Origin of the sequence: Paenibacillus sp. SAFN-054, assembly GCF_051966755.1 — a bacterium.
Classification (GTDB): Bacteria; Bacillota; Bacilli; order Paenibacillales; family Paenibacillaceae; genus Paenibacillus_AQ.
Genome location: NZ_JBQCKS010000002.1, coordinates 502,009 through 521,352, shown reverse-complemented (window position 1 = coordinate 521,352; position 19,344 = coordinate 502,009). Strand labels below are relative to the sequence as shown.

Genomic DNA, 19,344 nt, shown 5'->3' with positions numbered 1-19,344 from the left:
TTTTCCTACCTGACAAAGTGTCAAAACTAGCCAACCAAAGATCATTGCGTTTAAGGCACGGCTCCATATAATTGTTGTAACACCATAACCCGCATCCGATGCGGGTATTTTCATTTGGAGAGCGCGATGGGAAAGGGGATGTTCCATTGGGGAGAAAGATCACTCCGTTATTTTACCGCTACCTGCTGTCGTATGTCGTGCTGCTGCTGATACCGATCCTTCTCATCGGTCTTCTCAATGTTCAACGGTTTATCGGAATCCTCCAGGAGGAAATTACGCAGGGACACCGGCACGTCCTCGAGCAGGCCAGAAGCACCTTCGAATCCAAAATCAACGAAATGAACAAAATCGCAATCGAAGTCTCATCCAAGCCTGAGCTGTCGCCGTACAAGCTCAACAAATCCATGTCCTACGCGCTGGATGCCAAGGATGCTCTCCGCTATACCGCTGCCAATCAGTTCATTCACAATGTCGTTTTATATTTGAAAGACAATCCGTACATGTATTCCGCCAATACGACTTACCCGGTTTCGGCTTTTGCCGAGACGATATACCAGTATCAAAATTGGACCTCCGATCAATTTCTGTTTGATATGCAGCATATCACCAAGCCGGTTTTGCGCCCGGCCGAGCCGGTGGCATCGAAGGAGCTGAATTCGGAACGGACGCTCACTTACATGGTTCCAATCCCATATAACAGTGCTTCCCCATACGGCGCGTTGATTTTCTTCGTGGAGGAGGATGCCGTGACGAAGCTGCTGGAGGGCACGCTCGAAGAAAGAAACGGGAATTCGCTCATCCTGGATCAGGACGGAAATATCGTGGCTGCCATGCATCACGACACCTACCTGGATAGCCCGGCGTTCGAAGAGGCGCTTCAAGGGGCGGCAAATGGCATGGCGCTGACAACACTGGAGCACCGTCCGTACGCAATCTCTACGCTCCAAGCCCCGAATGACGGCTGGACTTACGTAACCCTGCTTCCCGAAAATGATTTTCTGGATAAAACCAGCCTCGTCAAATCACAGTTTTTCGTGTCGGTGCTCGTGCTGCTGCTTATCGGAAGCGTGCTCATATTTTTGCTGATGCGGCTGAATTACAGGCCGATCGACCAACTGCTCGCATTCATCGGCAAGCAGTGGGGAGGCGGGGCTCGCAGCGTTCACGAGGCTCATGGCATCATCGGCCGATTGGCCGCGGATCATGAGCAGCTTCAGACCAAATTCCAGAGCAGCCGGTCCGCGGCCCGTAATCAATTGCTGCTGTTGCTGCTGCGCGGAAGGATTTTTGATGCGGACAGGTTTCTTCGGGACGGCCTTGAGGTTGGCGTGGCTTTTACGAAGCCCTTTTATTTTGTCGTGCTGATCGATTGGAGAACCCCGTTTCCTATGGACCTCATTACCGAGCAGGATACCCCGTGGCTGGAGGCGATGTTTCGCGATGCTTTTGAGAGCTATCACGTCGATACGATGGACGAAGGAAAAGGCACGTTCATATGCGCGATATCGGAAGAGGGGAAGGGAGAGCGGCACCGGCTTCTGCTGGACCTGCATGAGCGGCTGAACGATAGTTCGGGACATCAAGTAACCATGGGGGTGGGAGGCCTGTACGACGACATCAGCCAGGTGGGCAAATCCTACATCGAAGCTTCCACCGCTTTGGATTACAAGCTGATTAGAGGCCATAACACGCTGATCACCTACCGCGACATCAAGGCGGAGAATATTTCGTCCAACTGGTATCCGAAAGAGGAGATGGAGCTCCTTCTCCCGTACATGCAGCAGGGAGACGCTGCTAAGGTCGAACAGATCCTGGAGAATCTGCAGAGCTACATGCAGCAAAATCCGATTCCGCTTCATATCGCCCGCTGCATCTGTTACGACGTCGTGGGCTGTATGATCAAAACCCATTTCGGCTGGAGCTCTCCACACCCCGAGGAGCCTTATCCCGACGTGTTCAGCCTTGCCAAATTCGATACGATGCAGGATCTGATCTCATTGGTACGGCGCATCTGCACGTTTGTTCAGCAAACGAAGAAGCCCGCTCCCGAATTGCCCGGGGAATGGATTGCCCATATCGAAGAACACTACGCAGAGCATGAATTTTCAGTTCAGCGCATGGCGGAGCATTTTTCCGTATCGCGCTCCTACCTTAACGCAGCCTTCAAGAAACGGACGGGCCAGACGATCATGGATTTTCTGGATTACTATCGGCTGGAAAAAGCCAAGGAGCTGCTCGTTTACAGCGACCTGCCTCTGAAGGATGTGGTACAGCAGATCGGTTACTATGACGTATCCAGCTTTATCCGGAAGTTCAAGCTGCGATTCCGGGTGACTCCCGGTGAATACCGCAAGCTGCATGCTTCGGTAAATAAGTGAAACGACCAGCCGTCTATGCGAATCAGCTATGATGTTGATCATTGCGGTGAACGAAAAAGCCTTGAATGCGAAGGCTTTTTTGAGTTGAGGACATTTCGCCGATTGCCAGGAGCTTTCACATGTTTACCGGAAAAGGACCCGCTGGGTACAGTGGAATTGTTCCAAACAATATGCGGAAAGGGAGGTTATGGATTGAAGCTGGCTCAACAAGAAAAGCTGAGGGCGCCGCTCATACGCACATCAAAATGGAAGCGGATTCACCGGTCCTACGAGCTGTATCTGTTCCTGCTGCCGACGATTGCCTACTTTTTGATTTTCAATTACGGACCGATGTACGGGCTGCAGATCGCCTTCAAAAACTACATCGCGGTCAAAGGGATTTGGGAGAGCCCTTGGGTGGGGCTTGAGCATTTCGAGCGTTTTTTCAACTCTCCGCAATTTACGGTGATTTTGAAGAATACGCTGCTGCTAAGCTTGTACGAATTAGCGATTTCATTTCCCATCCCGATCATCATGGCGCTGCTGCTGAACCAGATCAACAACGTCCGCTTCAAAAAGTTTATCCAGACGGTGACGTATGCGCCGCATTTCATTTCGGCGGTCGTCATCGTAGGTATGCTCTTCGTGTTTCTGTCACCGCGGAACGGACTGATCAACGAGCTCATCGTCTTTTTCGGCGGCGAACCGACTTATTTCATGGCCCGCCCGGAATGGTTCAAGACGATCTTCGTTTTCTCGGGCTTATGGCAGAACGCCGGCTGGTCGATGATCATTTATCTGGCCGCGCTGACGAACGTCAGCCCCGACCTGCATGAGGCCGCGACGGTGGACGGCGCGAACAAGTATCAGCGGATCTGGCACATCGATTTGCCCTCCATTATGCCTACGGTCATGATCCTGCTCATTCTGAACATCGGGAATTTCATGAACGTCGGCTTCGAGAAGGTGTATCTGATGCAGAACGCGCTGAACCTCGATGCCTCCGAAGTCATTCAAACGTACGTGTACAAATCGGGCCTGCTGAGTGCCCAATACAGCTACAGCGCAGCCGTCGGGCTGTTTAACGCCGTCATTAACTTCGTTCTGCTGATCACGGTCAATGAGCTGGCCAAGCGCCTGAAGCAGAACAGTCTTTGGTAAAGGAGAGGGGGCATCATGAGCATACATACGCGCAAAAGCGGCTTCGACCGGTTATTCGATATCGCGAACTATACGTTCATGACAATCATCGTGCTGGCCGTCATCTATCCGCTGTACCTCGTCGTCATCTCATCGTTCAGCGATCCGGACAGCGTCAATACCGGGAGCGTCTGGCTGTTTCCGAAAGGCATCACCTTTGAGGGGTATCACCGGATTTTCATGGAGAAGGACATTTGGAACGGTTATAAGAACACCCTCATCTATACCACGCTCGGCACGCTGCTCAGCGTCCTGCTGACCCTGCCCGGCGCTTATGCCCTGTCCAGGTCCGATCTGATGGGACGCAATGCTTTCATGCTGCTGATCGTCTTCACGATGTTTTTCGGCGGCGGGCTGGTCCCGACTTATTTGCTCATCAAAAACCTGGGCATGACCAATACGATCTGGTCCCAAATCGTGCCCGGCGCCCTGTCTGCGTATAACATCATCATTACCCGCACCTTTTTCCAAACGAGCATTCCGAAGGAACTGCAGGAATCGGCTGAAATCGACGGTAGCTCGATCACGCGCTTTTTTCTCCGCATCGTGCTGCCTTTATCCACGCCGATCATCGCGGTGATGGTGCTGTTCAACGCTGTTGCGCACTGGAATTCGTATTTTCCGGGACTCATCTATCTGCGCGATGAGCATCTGTATCCGCTGCAGCTGGTGCTGCGCGAAATCCTGATCGTCAACGAGGCTCCGGCGGAATCCACGCTGGGCGCAACGGACGACGGCAGCTCGCTACGGGTCGCGGACATTATGAAATACGGGACGATTATCGTGTCGAGTCTGCCCGTGCTTGTGCTGTATCCATTTTTGCAGCGGTATTTCGTCAAAGGCATCATGATCGGCTCCATCAAAGGCTAGGGAAGTACCCAAACCATGGAAAATCGAAAGGGGTTCAAGGAATGATGAAAAAGATGATGCACATGAAACGAATCGTTCGTCCCGCGCTGGCGCTTGCGGTCAGCATGGGGGTAATTCTGGCTGGATGCAGCAAAGAATCGTCTTCCGGTGATGGGGATGCCGCCGAGCCGTCAAGCAACGTCAATCTGACAGGCTATCCTATCGTCAAAGACAAATTGACGCTGAAATTCGTGACCAGCAAGGCCAACCAGCAAAAAAAGAGCACCGATCAGCTGAAGGTCGTGCAGGACATGGAGGCGCTGACCAATATTCATATCGACTGGGATGCTTCCGAGCAGGGCTACGAGGAGAAGAAAAACCTGATGTTCGCGAGCGGCGACCTGCCGGACGCCTTCTTCGGCGGAAGCAGCCTGAGCGATTCGGACATTCTCAAATACGGCACGCAGGGACTATTAATTCCCCTTGAAGACTTGATTGACAAATATGCGCCGAACATCAAAAAGCTGCTGGAGGAAAACCCGGATATCAAGAAGGTGGTCACCGCGCCGGACGGGCATATTTACTCGATACCGAACGTCATTACCGAAGGGGCCAACGAGCTGGGAGAAGTGTACTTCATCAACAAAACCTGGCTGGACCAGCTCGGCTTGTCCGTTCCGGCCACGACGGCGGAATTCGAGCAGGTGCTAAAGGCATTCAAGGAGAAGGGGGACCTGAACGGCAACGGCAAAAAGGACGAAATTCCGTTCAGCTTCTCGAACGGGAATACGTTGAACGGCGTCTTCAGCCTTTACGGCGCCTTCGGGCTGCCGGATAACGGCTCGCATGTCATGGTTCAGGACGGCAAAGTTGCTTACACCGCGATCACGCCGGAGTTCAAGGAAGCGACCAAGTATTTGAATTCGCTCTATAAACAAGGACTGATCGATCCCGAGGCTTATACGCAGGACCGCAATCTGTATTTCTCTAAAGGCCACAGCGCCGGCGGACCGATCTTCGGGGCATTCACGGGATACAATGCGGAGAACGTCGTCGGATCGGAAAATGCGAAAAATTACGTGCCGATCGTACCGCTGAAAGGCCCGCAGGGCCAGCAGCTGGTCAACAAGTATGAGGAGTTGGCCGTATCGAAGTCGGGCTTCTCGATCACGTCGGCGAACAAGCATCTGGAGGAGTCGATGCGCTGGATTGATACGATCTATGAGGAGCGTCATTCCGTCGAATGGGAGTTCGGGCCCGTCGGCGTGAACTTCAAGGAAACGAGCGGCGATAAATACGAGTTCCTGCCGACGCCGGAGGGAATGAGCTATGACGATTTCCGCTGCTCCGAGAGCCCATGCTATGGCGGTTCTGTCGCGATCCTTGGGGATACGTACCAAAAGATCGAGCTTTCACCGAAAATTAAAACCCGGCTCGAGTACCTGGACATCTATAAGCCATTCATGAAAAAATTCACGCTTCCGGCGGGCATGTTCTTTACCGTGGAGGATTCCGACCGCCTGAGCGTGCTGAGCACGGATATCACGACCTTCGTGAAAAAGAAGCAGGCGCAGTGGGTCATCGACGGCAACATCGACGCGGAGTGGGACGGCTATCTGGCCCAGCTGAAGAAGAGCGGACTCGACGAGTTCCTGCAAATCTACCAGCAGACCTATGACCGGTTTCAGTCCGTGAAATAAATACGGAGAGGTATTTGGATGATCCGCTAAAAATAGGAGCCGCCCCCATGTCTGCAGAGACATGGGGCCGGCTTTTTTTAGGCTCGGCGGCTTTTTTAATCATTTTCAAGCTCACCGCTTCCTATATTATGTAATTATAGTAAACTATGAGTTAGGCATGCGCGACCGCGTAAACTTCAACGTTTTTATGACGTAAAGTTCGAAGGAGGTTATCAAGATGATTCGCATAGAGCAGGTACGGCGCGAGCAGGCGGGAGCGTTCTGGAAGCTGCGGCTGGAAGCTTTGAAATCACACCCGGAGGCTTTCGGCTCCTCCTATGAGGAGCAAGCGGGCACGCCGATGCACGAAGTGGAACTCAAGATTAACACCGAGCCGGGCAATTACATATTGGGCGCTTTCACCGGGAAGAACGAACTGGTGGGCATAGCCGGATTCCGTAGGGAACAGGCCATCAAAATGCGCCACAAAGGCATGATCTGGGGCGTGTACGTATCCCCGGGAAGCCGGGGGCAAGGTATCGCGGGCAAGCTGATGCGTGAAATACTGCTCCGGGGCGAAGAACTTGAAGGCCTGCGGCAGATTCAGCTGGCGGTCGTCACGACGAACCTTTCGGCGGCTGCGCTATATAAGAAATTGGGTTTTGTGACTTACGGGATTGAAAAGGATGCGCTAAGGGTGCAGGGGCAGACGTATGATGAAGAGCTGATGGCTTATTATTACGAACGTTATAGATTGAACTAAAGAGGTGAAGCATGTACACAGGAACAGAAACAGAGATCATTCAAACGGCCAAACGGCTCGCTGTGCGCATCATCCGGGAGGCCGGGCAAATAGCCAAAGGGAAGTTCGATGACATCGCAGACGTGCAAACCAAGGACGAATTCGGGGATGTCGTCACGGAAGTGGATCATCTCGCGGAGGCGGTCATGCTACAAGAGATCCAAGCCGCCTTTCCAAATCACCAGATCCATAGCGAGGAAGCGGGGGAACTGGGGGCGGCGAGTGATTGGCTCTGGCTTATTGATCCGCTTGACGGTACGAACAATTTTGCGATCGGTCTGCCGGTGTTCTCCGTATCCATCACGCTGATGTACCGCAAAGAGCCTGTGCTCGGCGTCGTGTACGAGCCGCTCACGGACCGGATGTTTGTTGCCTCAGCGGGCGAGGGCACGTTCTGCAACGATCAACCGGTACATGTCCGAAGCAGCCCCAATTTTCGGAGGGGGAATGTCGGCTGGATCCAGGGGCATAAGGTACAGAATGATCCGGCGGCGGTGCAGCTGCGGCATTTCATCGATCTGAAGTTTAAACGCATGATGCGGCTGTGGGCGCCGACCTTGCAGTGGTGCATGCTCGCCAAGGGCGATCTGGACGGCATTATTTTATATAATTCCGAAGGGGACGACCTGTATTCAGGCATTTTGATGGTCAAAGAGGCCGGAGGCGTCGTCATTGATTTTGACGGAAAACCGTTTGACGGGATGAGCGAGGAGCCTTATTTGCTCGCGTGCCATCCGGAGCACCAGGAAGAGCTGCTCGAGCTGGTAAGAGAGGGAATGCGCTCATAGGGTAGGTGCCGTACAATTCAGCGCATACAGTGCAAAAGTATGAAGCAGCAGGGAGAGAGTAGGCTATGCCGTTTACATTCGCCCATCCGTTCTACATCGCTCCGGTGAAATGCATCAAGCCGCGTTACTTAAGTCTTACCGGACTGATTCTGGGCAGCATGTCGCCGGATTTCGAATATTTTATCGCGCTGGAGCCGTACCAGCGGATCGGACACACGCCATGGGGCTTGCTGCTTACGGCCATTCCGCTCAGCATCGTGATTATGCTGCTGCTTCAGGTGATCATGAGACCCTTTGCGCTGCATCTGCCGTCCCGGTATGATCTCGACGCGAGGGCGTATGGCCTTTGGCGATCGTTTGACCACCGGCGGTTTGGCAGCTGGGTCGTATTTTTGCTGTCCGTCGTGATCGGCTTTTACAGCCACGTCGCGATCGATGCGTTCACGCACGCATCCGGTTATGCCGTCATGAGGCTGTCGGTGCTGCAGCACATTTATTTCGGTCTTCCCGTCTTTAAAATACTGCAGCATTCGCTGTCCGTTTTCGGTTTGGCGGCTGAGCTGCTGATCCTTTGGCGGGTTCTGGCTAAGGCATCCCTTTCGGATCCCAGCTTTCCGCGCGCAACCGCCCGGAGGAAGTGGATGTACTGGAGCAGTGTCCTCGCTACTTCGGCGGTAACAACGTTGCTCAAGCTGGTTCTGACCTCGAGCGCGAACAAGCTTGGCATTCTCGTTGTCGCGCCGATCTCCGGCATGCTGCTGGGCATCGCTGCGGCGGGCCTGATTTTTCGAAGGGGAAGTTGAAATCTGGACGTCTCGATGTTGGGACGGAAACTGGAAGAGATTTGGGATGAGATCGTAATTGATCTGATTTTTTAGAAGGAAACGACAAGGCCAGGGGGAGAACCCTTGGTCTATTTTTTGCGTTCATGAAAGCTGATTCGAGCTCGCCCGGCGGTCCCTGACATCTTTCGTTTGGCATGAAATCTTTCGATTTTCAGCAGATTGGTCATAATTGATGTCAGCAATGAAAGCCCTTACTTTCGAGCAAAAACGACACATTGTCCGCTTGTCAAAATGCATTGTCAATCGGGCGCCAAGCCTTGCTGCATAAGGAATCGATGATATCCCTGAAATGACATATTTACGGTGATTGAGGCGGTCATCTATCGTTAGGAATGTAAGCGCTAGCAAACCTTCCGCACCATGGAACGGGGAGGCTGGCCGGGCAAACCAAAGACAAACCTAACAACAGGAAGGGGTGATCCTATGCAGGAATCAAGAACAGCCGTCAAGGGCAGAGCGATGCTGAAGCCGGGCAGGGCGGACAAAGGGTTATGGAAAAGAATTTCGCAGAACTGGGAATTGTACATTTTCATCGCTCCGGCGTTTTTCTACTTTCTGATCTTTTCCTACGGGCCGATGTACGGCATTCAGATCGCATTCAAAAACTTCATTCCTACCAAAGGGATTACGGGAAGTCCGTGGGTCGGTTTTGATCATTTCGAACGTTTTTTCCACTCTTATTATTTTTGGGACTTGCTCTGGAACACGCTGAGCATCAGCTTGTACGAGCTGGCCATCGGATTCCCGATCCCGATCATTTTGGCGCTTGCCTTCAATGAGGTGAGGAACGGCTTTTTCAAAAAGCTGGCTCAGACGGTCACGTACGCGCCACACTTCATTTCGGTTGTCGTGATGGCAGGCATGATTATTTCGTTCCTGTCTCCATCCACAGGCTTCGTCATTCATATTATTGAAGCGCTGGGCTTCCAGTCACCGGAATTTCTGACAGACCCGAGATGGTTCAAAACGATGTACGTGTTATCTGGCGTGTGGCAGAGCGCGGGCTGGGGCACCATCATTTATCTGGCAGCGCTGTCAGGCGTAGACCCGGGACTCCATGAGGCGGCGATCATTGACGGAGCTTCGCGGTTTCAGCGCATCCGGCATATCAACATACCGACGCTGATTCCGACGATGACCATTCTGCTGATCCTGAACATGGGCAGCTTGCTCGGCGTAGGCTTCGAGAAGATTCTGCTGCTGCAAAATCCGCTGAACATGAGCTCATCCGACGTCATATCCACGTTCGTGTACCGATCCGGTCTCGTGGATGCCCAGTACAGCTTCTCGACGGCCATTGGCTTGTTCAATTCCGTCATCAACGCGGTGCTGCTGGTTGTCGTGAATCAGATCGTACGCCGGACGAGCGAGAACAGTTTGTGGTAGAGAGGAGGAGCACGAATGCTGTCAGGAGTCAAAGAAACGAAACGCGACAAAGTGTTTCTGATATGCAATTACATTTACGTCTTCATCGCTTTCCTTATTGTGTTCTATCCCCTGGTCTATATGATCAGCGCTTCGATCAGCAATCCGAAGTTCGTCGCTTCCGGCGAAATGTGGCTGCTGCCGAAGGGGATTACCTTTGACGGGTATAAGCGGGTGTTCGAGAACTCAAGCATTTGGGTCGGCTACGGGAATACCATTTTGTATACGGTGGTAGGTACGGTTATCAATCTGGTCGTGACGCTGCCGGCGGCCTATGCGCTGAGCCGCAAGGACTTCGTCGGACGGAACTTTTTCATGGGGATGTTCATGGTCACGATGTTCTTCAGCGGCGGGCTGGTGCCTTCTTACCTGCTCGTGAAGCAGCTTGGCATGATCAACACGATATGGGCCATCGTCATTCCTTCGGCGGCATCGATCTGGAACATTATCGTCTCCCGTACGTTTTTCCAAAGCTCGATTCCAAAAGAACTGCAGGAGGCGGCGCAAATCGACGGGTGCACCAATATGCGGCTGTTCATCAAAATTATCCTGCCGCTCTCGATGCCGATCATCGCGGTCATGGCCTTGTTCTACGGCGTAGGGAACTGGAACAGCTATTTCTCGGCGCTCATTTATTTGAACGATTCGTTCAAATACCCGCTGCAGCTGGTGCTGCGTCAAATTCTGGTCCTTCAGGAGATGTCCGCACAAGGAGGCGGCGCCATTGATGCATCCACCGCAGCCGCCATGAACAGCAAAGCGGAAATCGCCGCGCTCGTCAAATATGCGGTCATTATCGTCGCGACGCTTCCAGTGATTGTCATCTATCCGTTCCTGCAGCGTTATTTCGTTCAGGGTGTTATGATTGGTTCCGTAAAGGGCTGATCTTTGCCATAAACATCATAAAGGGGAGTTGTTCTACATGAAAAAATTACGCAAGGCATCAACCATTTTACTCTGTCTTACGCTGTCCGCGTCCCTGCTTGCGGCATGCGGCTCCTCAAAGGAGGATGCAGCAGTCTCCTCCTCTTCAGGCTCGTCTACGGCTGAAGGCGTGAAGAAGGACGGCTTTCCGATTGTGGACAAGCCGATTACGCTGCGGGTCATGTCGCAGGACGCCGGAGTGGCGGACTGGAACAAGATGCCGGTCCTTCAAGAAATGGAGAAGCTGACGGGCATCAAGCTCACGTACCAGCTCTCGCCGATCGACAGTTTCGAAACGAAGAAAAACCTGGTATTCGCAAGCGGCGATCTGCCGGATGTCTTCTATGCAGCGGATCTCAAACCGGCCGAGCAGGTCACTTATGGTTCGCAGGGCGTATTGATCCCGCTGGAAAAATACATTGACGCAGGCTACGCGCCGAACATCAAAAAAATATTCGACGAGCATCCGGATATCCGCAAATCGTTCACGACGCCGGATGGACATATGTATGCTCTTCCCAATATCGACCTATCCGCCGTATGGTACCGCAGTCCGATGTGGTATAACGGCAAATTCCTGAAAGCGCTGAACATCAAGGAGCTGCCGAAAACGACGGATGAGCTGTATACCTACTTGAAGCGGGTGAAGGAAGAGGATCCGAACGGCAACGGCAAACAGGATGAGATTCCGTTGACATCGGTGAAGCTGGACGACCTGCGTATGTATTTCCTGGGCTTCTTCGGCATTTACGATGAAGAGGTCTACGCCGATAAGGCCGGCAAAGTCCATTATTCGCCGCAGGAGGAAGGCTATAAATCCTACCTGACGTTCATGAACCGCCTATGGAAGGACAACCTGCTGGACCATGAGACGTTCTCCCAAACGCCGGAGCAGAAGAAGGCGAAAGGGCAGAACAACCAAATCGCCGTCTTCAATGATTATTATCCTTACTTTACGCTGGGAGGCGAGCCGAGCGGGGATCATCCGCTGATGACTCCAGTCAAGAGCGAGATTCCGGAATCACCGGTATACGGCAAGCATCCGGGCATTTCGGCGAACGGAACCTTTGCGATCACGAGCAAGAACCCGGCGCCGGAAGCGACGATGCGCTGGATCGACTATCTGTACGGATATGACGGCGCCACACTCTTCGCCCAAGGACCGGAGAATCTGCTGTGGAAATACACAAACAAAGACGCGCATGAAAAGGAATGGCTGCCGGTTCCGGGAGGCAAAGACCGTGAAGAATACCGCGGCACGGTGACGCCGAATTACGGCATCCTGACGCCGGGCATGAACTCGGGCGAGCTGATGAAAGGCCTGAAGAGCGACTTCGACACCTGGATTGATAAGGAAAACGCAGAGAAGCTTGTGCCGATTGGAAAGGCGCCATTCCCTAACGTTTATTTGACGAACGAGGAACAAAGCGAAGCCACGGCGCTGCTGTCCGACCTGAAAACATACGTGAAGCAGATGGAAGGCAAATTCATCACGGGCCAGGAGCCGATGTCGAATTGGGACAAGTATGCGGACCAGCTCAAGAAAATGGGCAGCGACCGCATCGTCGAGCTGTACCAAGGCGCATATGACCGCTGGAATACGGAGAAATAACCTGCTTGAGCAGGGCAGACGCGTTTAGATCACATGGTTGCTGCGAATAAAAAAATGAAGCCAACATGTCCCGGCCGGAGGGCCGGATGTTGGCTTTCCATGTTTATTCATCATCAATGTCTTCCGCGGAGCCGCCGCCCTCCGCGAACATTTTGCGGTATTGGCCGGGCGTGCATCCGGTTTCCTTCTTGAATTTGCGGATGAAGTTGGGCGTGTCCACGTAACCGACCCTCAGGATAATGTCCTTGAGCGGGTCGTGGGTGGTTTTCAATTGATGCATCACTTCGCCCATTCGCTTTTGCCAAATATATTGAATGAAGTTCTGGCCCATTTTTTCTTTGAACGAGCGGCTGACATGGGATGGCGAGATGCCGAATTCAAAGGCAACCGACTCTAGGCTCAGGCTGTTATCGGTATAATGCGCGTCGATATAAGCAACGACTCGGTCGATGACCGACTGCTCTTCCTGCTGATGGTCCTGCTCGACCTGGCTGCAGATCCGGGAAGCGAGATCCAGCAGGCTGCGCTCCAGCTCGTCGAGCGTGCTGCCGTACATCATGTTCGGCGCAATCTGCTGCATCAGGCCATGGTTGCCAAGCTCGGATGCGGCCTTAAGGATCGTATTGAGCAGATCAAAGCAGATGCAACGGGTCAGCAGGGCGGACAGCTCGGAGGATTGCAGGCTTTGGATTGCCGAATGGATCATCTGTGCGGCGACGTCATAGCTGCCCTGCTTCAAGCTTTGCGAAAGCTTCAGCAGGGTGGCGGCCGGAATCCAGAATGCCGAATCGGCTGTGGTTGACAGCTTCTCGAAATAGTTGATGGTTCCGTGTTCACCGGAGACGCGCAGCTCAATCGCCGAGCAGGCTTCGATGTAAGATTGATTCAGCTGGTCCGGGCTTGTATAACAGGTGCCGACACCGATCACGGAAGCGACATCAAAGGTTTCCAGCATGGTGGTTCTGACGGCCTCCGCAATTTGCCGCATATGCGAAAATGCATCCGTCCGGCTGCCGGGGCTGAAGCTGATGATCAGGCCCAGCTGGTCCAGCTGGGACAGCTCGACGCCATAGCCGTGGGCGTCCAGCTCCGGAAACTCGATCTGGGCGAGCATGGCGATGATATCCTGCCGTTCCTGCAGGTCGCTATGTTCACCGGTGTCCCAGCCGATAACCATGACGAAGTGATGGGAACGGTCGAATTGAAGATCGAAGGCTGCCTGCAGCTCCGGCGTAAGGCTTTGGGTGCTCCCGTATTTGAGCATCATGGACAAAAAATGGTTGCGGGCAAAAGGTTCCTGCAGGTCGATTCGCGAACTGTATTCCTGAAGGGTGGACCGGATACGGTCAAGCTCGTTGCCTGAAGGCTTCATCCCATGGTCCTGCTGCTTCGCATCCGACTTGGAGGACGCAAATTCGACAAGCATGGAGATCGGTTGATACTGCATCCGCGCCAATACGAGCGCGATGGCGGCCCCGACGAGCACGACGATGATGAACAGCATGATAATCAGACTGCGTACATGCAGAACGCTGCTGAAGAACTGGGCGGTCGGCATGACCGTTACGTAAGTCCAGCCGTTATTTTCCGATTTCACGGAAACGATGGAATGCGCATTCCCGCTGAGGCTCCGGTCGTGAATGCCGGGTGCCAGGTTATTGAAGAGCGACTTCGCCTCGTCATTCGTTAACGCCTCGCCCTGCCGGTTGTCGACCAGAATATGGCCTTCGTTATCCAGGATGTATGTCATGCCTTGATAATTGCCGAGCACCGAGTCGATCAGGCTAGTTAGCTCCGCTTCCTTGATGAGCACCATGACCGTGCCGTGAGGCGTCGGACTGTTCGGCGTAATCGGAATCAGGTAGGCCAGCATCGATTCCTGCATTCCGGAAGGGCTGCTGACCGTATCGGACGGGCGCATCATGGGATAGCGGACAGCGTTTAAATCTTGTATCAGGGCGTCCTTCTTCCAGCTTTGAAAGCGGACATTGTCCGTGAACACATCGATATTGTTCAATCCTTTGCTGGAGTAAATCTTATCGTCCTTATGAAAATACAGGTAAATTTCGCCGATGATGGAGCTGGTGGACTTGTACTGATCCAGCGCCTGGATGGCTTCCCCGCTGTAGATCGGGTCATGCACGCGGTATGGCGTCAGCCTTTTGTCGTAGGAAATGCGGGATGCGATTTCGCTAAGCTCCTTCATCCGGCCGTCAATCGTTACCTTGGTCTGCGTCAGCTGGGCGAGGCGGGACTGCTCGATTTCCGATTTGAGATTGGTGACGGCGCTTTCATAAATAAAGATCGTCATCAGCACGAGAGGGATCAGCAGAATGAACAAATAGGACCAGATATATTTTAAGAAGAGCTTCGATTTAAAGTAGTTAAGTCTCAAGTGACTCTGCCCCCTATTCGATTTTTCATTGATTTCATGATAACAACAAAACAGCCGTTTGGACATAGACAGCAAGAAGGAGTTTGTCGAAACGCGCGCGTACACGAGCTTAAAAGAAACCGAGGAGGCAAAAGTCCATTGGATTGGATCGTTTGCATCCGGCAAGTAGAATTGACAGAAACGTTGAGACATGGAGGGATCACATGAGCGAGAATAAGCTCCTTGAGAATGAAGAAGATGTAGTGGAACAAGGGGTCCATCATTACAGCAGCGAGGAAAACTGGGTCAAGCCGGAAGATCCGCTGCTCTTGGAACGTCTGGAGTGGTTCAAGGATCAAAAGCTGGGCCTGATGATGCACTGGGGACCGTATTCGCAGCTGGGCCTCGTCGAATCTTGGGCACTCAGCGACATCGACGAAGAGTGGTCCCGCAACGAAATCGATTGGGATATCGATGCAGAAGAGCTCAAGCGGCAGTATTTTGACCTGAACAAGACCTTCAATCCGCTCCGCTTTCAGCCGGAGCTGTGGGCAGATCTCGCTGCGGACAATGGTTTCAGGTACCTGAATTTCACGACCAAGCACCATGACGGCTTCTGCATGTGGGATACCCGTACAACCGACTACCGGATCACGGGTCCGGACTGTCCGTTCCACACGCATAAATATGCAGACATCACGAAGCAACTGTTCAACGCCTTCCGCGCGAAGGGGCTTGGCATTTCCGCCTACTTCTCCAAAGCGGACTGGCATACGCCGTATTATTGGGCGCCGGGTATGAAGCCTGGTACGACGACATCGCGGGGTCCGACCTATGATCCCAAGGAATATCCGTGGCTGTGGGAGCAATTCGTGCAGTTTACGCATGAGCAGATCATGGAGCTGATGACGAATTACGGGCGGATTGACGTACTGTGGCTGGATGCGGGCTGGGTGAACGATTACCGGGACCAGAACATCCGGCTGGGGGAAGCGGTCGAGAAGGCACGCAAGGTTCAGCCCTGGCTCCTTTCGGCGGACCGCACGGTGGGCGGACCTTACGAGAACCTGATTACGCCCGAACAGACGCTGCCGGAGCGGGCGCTGCATGTGCCTTGGGAGAGCTGCATCACGATGGGATCGGCGTTCTCGTTCCGCTATGAGGACAACTATAAATCGGTGCGCCAGCTGATTCATCTGCTCGTGGAGATTGTGGCCAAGGGCGGCAATCTGGCGCTGAACGTCGGCCCTCAGCCGGACGGCAGAATATCCCGGACCGCGATTTCCCGCATCAAGGGCATGGGGGCATGGCTGAAGGTGCATGGAGAGGCCATTTACGGGACCCGGATTTGCGAGCCCTGCTCGGCCGGTCAGGTTCATTTTACCCGCAAAGACGATACGGTCTATGCGTTCCGTTTGTATGATAACGAGCAGGAGGCAGTGCAGAAGGAGATTCATCTTCCGCTGCAGGAAGCGGTCAAGCGGATCGATCTGATCGGAGGTCAGGAAGGCTTGGAATACCGCGTTACGGAGAACGGTATCATCGTCGTTCTGCCGGATGGGGAGCTTCATCCATCCGAAGCACCGATCGCGCATGTCTTCCGGCTATTGTGCAGCTAAAATCTAGGCTCGAATTATTCTTGAAATTATTTTGATAAAAGGCAAATGTAGCGAAGGGGACGGAATTGTTCTGAAGAAGCGTCAGCGTTCGCCTGAAAGCTTTCCAAAGGAAAGCCTGCTTCGGAAGATAGTGCTTTGTCTCGGAGACAACAGCGATCGGAAGAACGATCCGTAACCGCAGCGGCCACCATTGCACATGGTAAAGAACTTATCAACAGAAACAGGAAGAAAGGTGCGTGAGAGTCTATGCAAAAATGGTTCGAGGAAGCGAAGCTCGGCATTTTCATCCATTACGGCATTTATGCGGTTGATGGAGTAGCGGAATCCTGGTCCTTTTACAACGGTAAAATTTCGTATGAACAATACATGAAGCAGCTGGACGGCTTCACGGCGTCCAAGTATGACGCGGACTACTGGGCGGAGCTGATCGAGAAATCCGGTGCGAGGTACGCCGTGCTGACAACCAAGCATCACGACGGTGTGGCGCTATGGGACACGAAGTACAGCGATTTGAACGTCGTGAAGAAAACGCCGGCCAAGCGGGATTTGGTCAAGGAATATGCCGAAGCGATCACGAAAAGGGGAATTCGCCTCGGCATGTACTATTCGCTGATCGACTGGTCGCATCCGGATTACCCTAGCGTGTATGAGGGCGGCCGGGTGCCGGAGGATGTAAGCCGGGCTAACCCTTATTCGAGTCCCATGGACGGTGTCCAGGATGAGGAGAAATGGCAGAGGTTCCTGCAGTTCAACAATGATCAGCTGAAGGAAATTTTGACGGACTACGGTCAAGTGGATCTGCTCTGGTTCGATGGGGATTGGGAGCGCAGCGCCGAGCAGTGGAATCTGCCGGAATTCAAGCATTATTTACAATCCTTTAATCCGGACCTGATCATCAACTCCCGGCTTCAAGGATATGGAGATTACAAAACGCCGGAACAGGGCATCCCGATCACGCGGCCGGAAGGACCGTGGGAGTTCTGTACCACCATCAACACATCCTGGGGTTATGTGCCGACGGACCATCAGTATAAAACGCTAAACCAGATCATCCGCATGTTCTGCGATTGCATCTCCATGGGAGGCAATATGCTGCTTGACATCGGACCTCGGGAGGACGGAACGATCGATCCGCGGCAGGAGGCTATTCTCCTCGGACTCGGCGAATGGATCCGAACGCATGAAGAAGCGGTGTATGAGACCGGAGAAGGGATTATGACCCGTTATTACCTGGGAGGCAGCACGGTATCCAAAGACCGGAAAACGCTGTATCTGTTTGTATACGATGACCCGAAGGAGAACGTGTGCCTCAAAGGATTATGCAATCCGATTCGGAAAATCACGGTGCTCCATTCAGGCAAGGAGCTGACGCATGAAATTCACGGCGGCGTCCCTTGGTTCAACATTCCGGGCACGACCTGGATTCATATGACCGCCGCGGATACGCATGAGCATGTAACGGTGCTGAAGCTGGAATTCGACGAGGAGCTGGACATGTACGGCGGCTCGGGCGCGGTCGTCACGCATAATTAAGTGGAACTTCCATCCATACATAAAGATTGGGAAACCATGTGTCTGCTTCCCAAGTCCTGGATGGACAATTGCAGCTTCCGCTGGCATGATGGAGTAGTCAGCACCAACCGTTTAGCGATGAAAGACGCAAAGGGGATGGAACCATGGAACAATTCCGATTGCCTAAAATGAAGATGAGCGGCATAGAGCTGGTTCAACTTATTCCCAAGCCCTTGTATCAGCATGAAAGATAGGATTGTGTCAGGCAAGGCTTCATAGGATAGAACGTTAGGAATAACCCCAAAATTCAAGGATGTCCGGAGGGAGCAGCATGAACCGAAGCGGAGTACCTGAACCAAATATCGAATATGCACCGAAAGCTTATATATGCAAGCGCGCGGCGGAGCCGCTCCAGTTGGATGGACGGCTTGATAAGCCGTTCTGGCAGGCGGCGGACTGGACCGAGGATTTCGTCGATATCGAGGGCGATCTGAAGCCGAAGCCCGCCAAGCAGACCCGCGTCAAAATGATGTGGGATGACGAATATTTTTACTTCGGGGCGGAGCTCATGGAAGACCAAATTTGGGCAACGCTGACGGAGCGGGACTCGGTCATTTTTTACGATAATGATTTTGAAATTTTCATCGATCCGGATGGAGACACCCACCAGTATTATGAGTTCGAGATCAACGCGCTGAATACGGTATGGGATTTGCTGCTCGTGAAGCCTTACCGGGATGGCGGACCGCCCGTCAACGGCTGGGATATCAGCGGACTGAAGACTGCGGTACATATCGACGGCGAGCTGAATCGTCCGGATGCCCAGAACCGGATGTGGAGCGTCGAGGTGGCGATGCCGTGGAGGAGCCTGAGGGAGTGTGCGCCTGAAAGCCGTCCTCCGGCGGTCGGCGAATTTTGGCGCGTCAATTTCTCGCGCGTCGAATGGCGGACGGAAGTGCAGGATGGGCAGTACCGGAAGGTCGTGAACCCGGATACCGGCAAGCCTTATCCGGAAGACAACTGGGTGTGGTCGCCGATGGGCATCGTCAACATGCATTATCCGGAGCTGTGGGGATATGTGACGTTCGCGGACCGGGAAGGACCGCACGGATTCGAACTGCCGCGGGACGAACGCATCAAGTGGGAGCTGCGGAAGCTGTATTACCGCCAGCGCAATTACTTTGAAGCCGAAGGGACATTCGCGAAGGACGCGAAGCTCCTGATGGGTACGGATTCATGGAGCATCGAGCCGGTAATCGAAACGACGCGGAGCATGTTCCAGATGACGGCTCCTTCATCCGACGGAGCGGCCATATTTTGTATTCGAGAAGACGGAAAGCTTTGGAAGGAGTGAGTGG

14 protein-coding genes are annotated in these 19,344 nt (G+C 53.2%); 13 read left to right on the top strand and 1 reads right to left on the bottom strand.

Annotated elements, in window-relative coordinates; all coding sequences use genetic code 11:
- The first annotated feature begins 146 nt into the window (after window positions 1–146).
- The 10 genes from ACTHPM_RS13795 (at window position 147) to ACTHPM_RS13750 (ending at window position 12,481) form a co-directional block, all read left to right on the top strand.
- Complete coding sequence (locus tag ACTHPM_RS13795; RefSeq protein ID WP_440395785.1) at window positions 147–2,378, top strand: helix-turn-helix domain-containing protein; 2,232 nt, start codon at window positions 147–149, stop codon at window positions 2,376–2,378.
- A 192-nt stretch (window positions 2,379–2,570) separates the two neighbouring features.
- Window positions 2,571–3,518 carry an ABC transporter permease gene (locus tag ACTHPM_RS13790; RefSeq protein WP_440395786.1) on the top strand — a complete coding sequence of 316 codons (948 nt, stop codon included), beginning with the start codon at window positions 2,571–2,573 and terminating at the stop codon, window positions 3,516–3,518.
- Between the two features lie 15 nt (window positions 3,519–3,533).
- Complete coding sequence (locus ACTHPM_RS13785) at window positions 3,534–4,427, top strand: carbohydrate ABC transporter permease (protein ID WP_440395787.1); 894 nt, start codon at window positions 3,534–3,536, stop codon at window positions 4,425–4,427.
- Window positions 4,428–4,489: 62 nt separating this feature from the next.
- Window positions 4,490–6,106: an ABC transporter substrate-binding protein gene (locus tag ACTHPM_RS13780; RefSeq protein ID WP_440395788.1), complete on the top strand. Its 1,617-nt coding sequence runs from the start codon at window positions 4,490–4,492 to the stop codon at window positions 6,104–6,106.
- A 217-nt stretch (window positions 6,107–6,323) separates the two neighbouring features.
- Window positions 6,324–6,848 carry an N-acetyltransferase family protein gene (locus ACTHPM_RS13775; protein WP_440395789.1) on the top strand — a complete coding sequence of 175 codons (525 nt, stop codon included), beginning with the start codon at window positions 6,324–6,326 and terminating at the stop codon, window positions 6,846–6,848.
- Window positions 6,849–6,859: 11 nt separating this feature from the next.
- Window positions 6,860–7,675: an inositol monophosphatase family protein gene (locus ACTHPM_RS13770; RefSeq protein ID WP_440395790.1), complete on the top strand. Its 816-nt coding sequence runs from the start codon at window positions 6,860–6,862 to the stop codon at window positions 7,673–7,675.
- A gap of 65 nt (window positions 7,676–7,740) precedes the next feature.
- Complete coding sequence (locus tag ACTHPM_RS13765) at window positions 7,741–8,478, top strand: DUF4184 family protein (RefSeq protein WP_440395791.1); 738 nt, start codon at window positions 7,741–7,743, stop codon at window positions 8,476–8,478.
- 501 nt (window positions 8,479–8,979) lie between these two features.
- The gene (locus ACTHPM_RS13760; protein WP_440396245.1) at window positions 8,980–9,906 is read left to right on the top strand and encodes an ABC transporter permease; all 927 of its coding nucleotides are present in this window, start codon (window positions 8,980–8,982) and stop codon (window positions 9,904–9,906) included.
- A 15-nt stretch (window positions 9,907–9,921) separates the two neighbouring features.
- A complete protein-coding gene (locus ACTHPM_RS13755; protein WP_440395792.1) occupies window positions 9,922–10,830 on the top strand; it encodes a carbohydrate ABC transporter permease in 909 nt (302 codons plus the stop codon).
- A 37-nt stretch (window positions 10,831–10,867) separates the two neighbouring features.
- On the top strand, window positions 10,868–12,481 hold the full coding sequence (locus tag ACTHPM_RS13750; RefSeq protein WP_440395793.1) for an extracellular solute-binding protein: 1,614 nt from the start codon (window positions 10,868–10,870) through the stop codon (window positions 12,479–12,481).
- A 103-nt stretch (window positions 12,482–12,584) separates the two neighbouring features.
- Here the strand turns inward: ACTHPM_RS13750 and ACTHPM_RS13745 are convergent, their stop codons facing one another.
- The gene (locus ACTHPM_RS13745) at window positions 12,585–14,876 is read right to left on the bottom strand and encodes a helix-turn-helix domain-containing protein (protein ID WP_440395794.1); all 2,292 of its coding nucleotides are present in this window, start codon (window positions 14,874–14,876) and stop codon (window positions 12,585–12,587) included.
- A 203-nt stretch (window positions 14,877–15,079) separates the two neighbouring features.
- Between ACTHPM_RS13745 and ACTHPM_RS13740 the strand changes: the two genes are divergently transcribed.
- The 3 genes from ACTHPM_RS13740 (at window position 15,080) to ACTHPM_RS13730 (ending at window position 19,340) form a co-directional block, all read left to right on the top strand.
- Window positions 15,080–16,474, top strand: a complete 1,395-nt coding sequence (locus tag ACTHPM_RS13740) for an alpha-L-fucosidase (RefSeq protein WP_440395795.1) — start codon at window positions 15,080–15,082, stop codon at window positions 16,472–16,474.
- Window positions 16,475–16,720: 246 nt separating this feature from the next.
- On the top strand, window positions 16,721–18,007 hold the full coding sequence (locus tag ACTHPM_RS13735; protein WP_440395796.1) for an alpha-L-fucosidase: 1,287 nt from the start codon (window positions 16,721–16,723) through the stop codon (window positions 18,005–18,007).
- Between the two features lie 310 nt (window positions 18,008–18,317).
- A complete protein-coding gene (locus tag ACTHPM_RS13730; protein ID WP_440395797.1) occupies window positions 18,318–19,340 on the top strand; it encodes a carbohydrate-binding family 9-like protein in 1,023 nt (340 codons plus the stop codon).
- Window positions 19,341–19,344 lie beyond the last annotated feature (4 nt).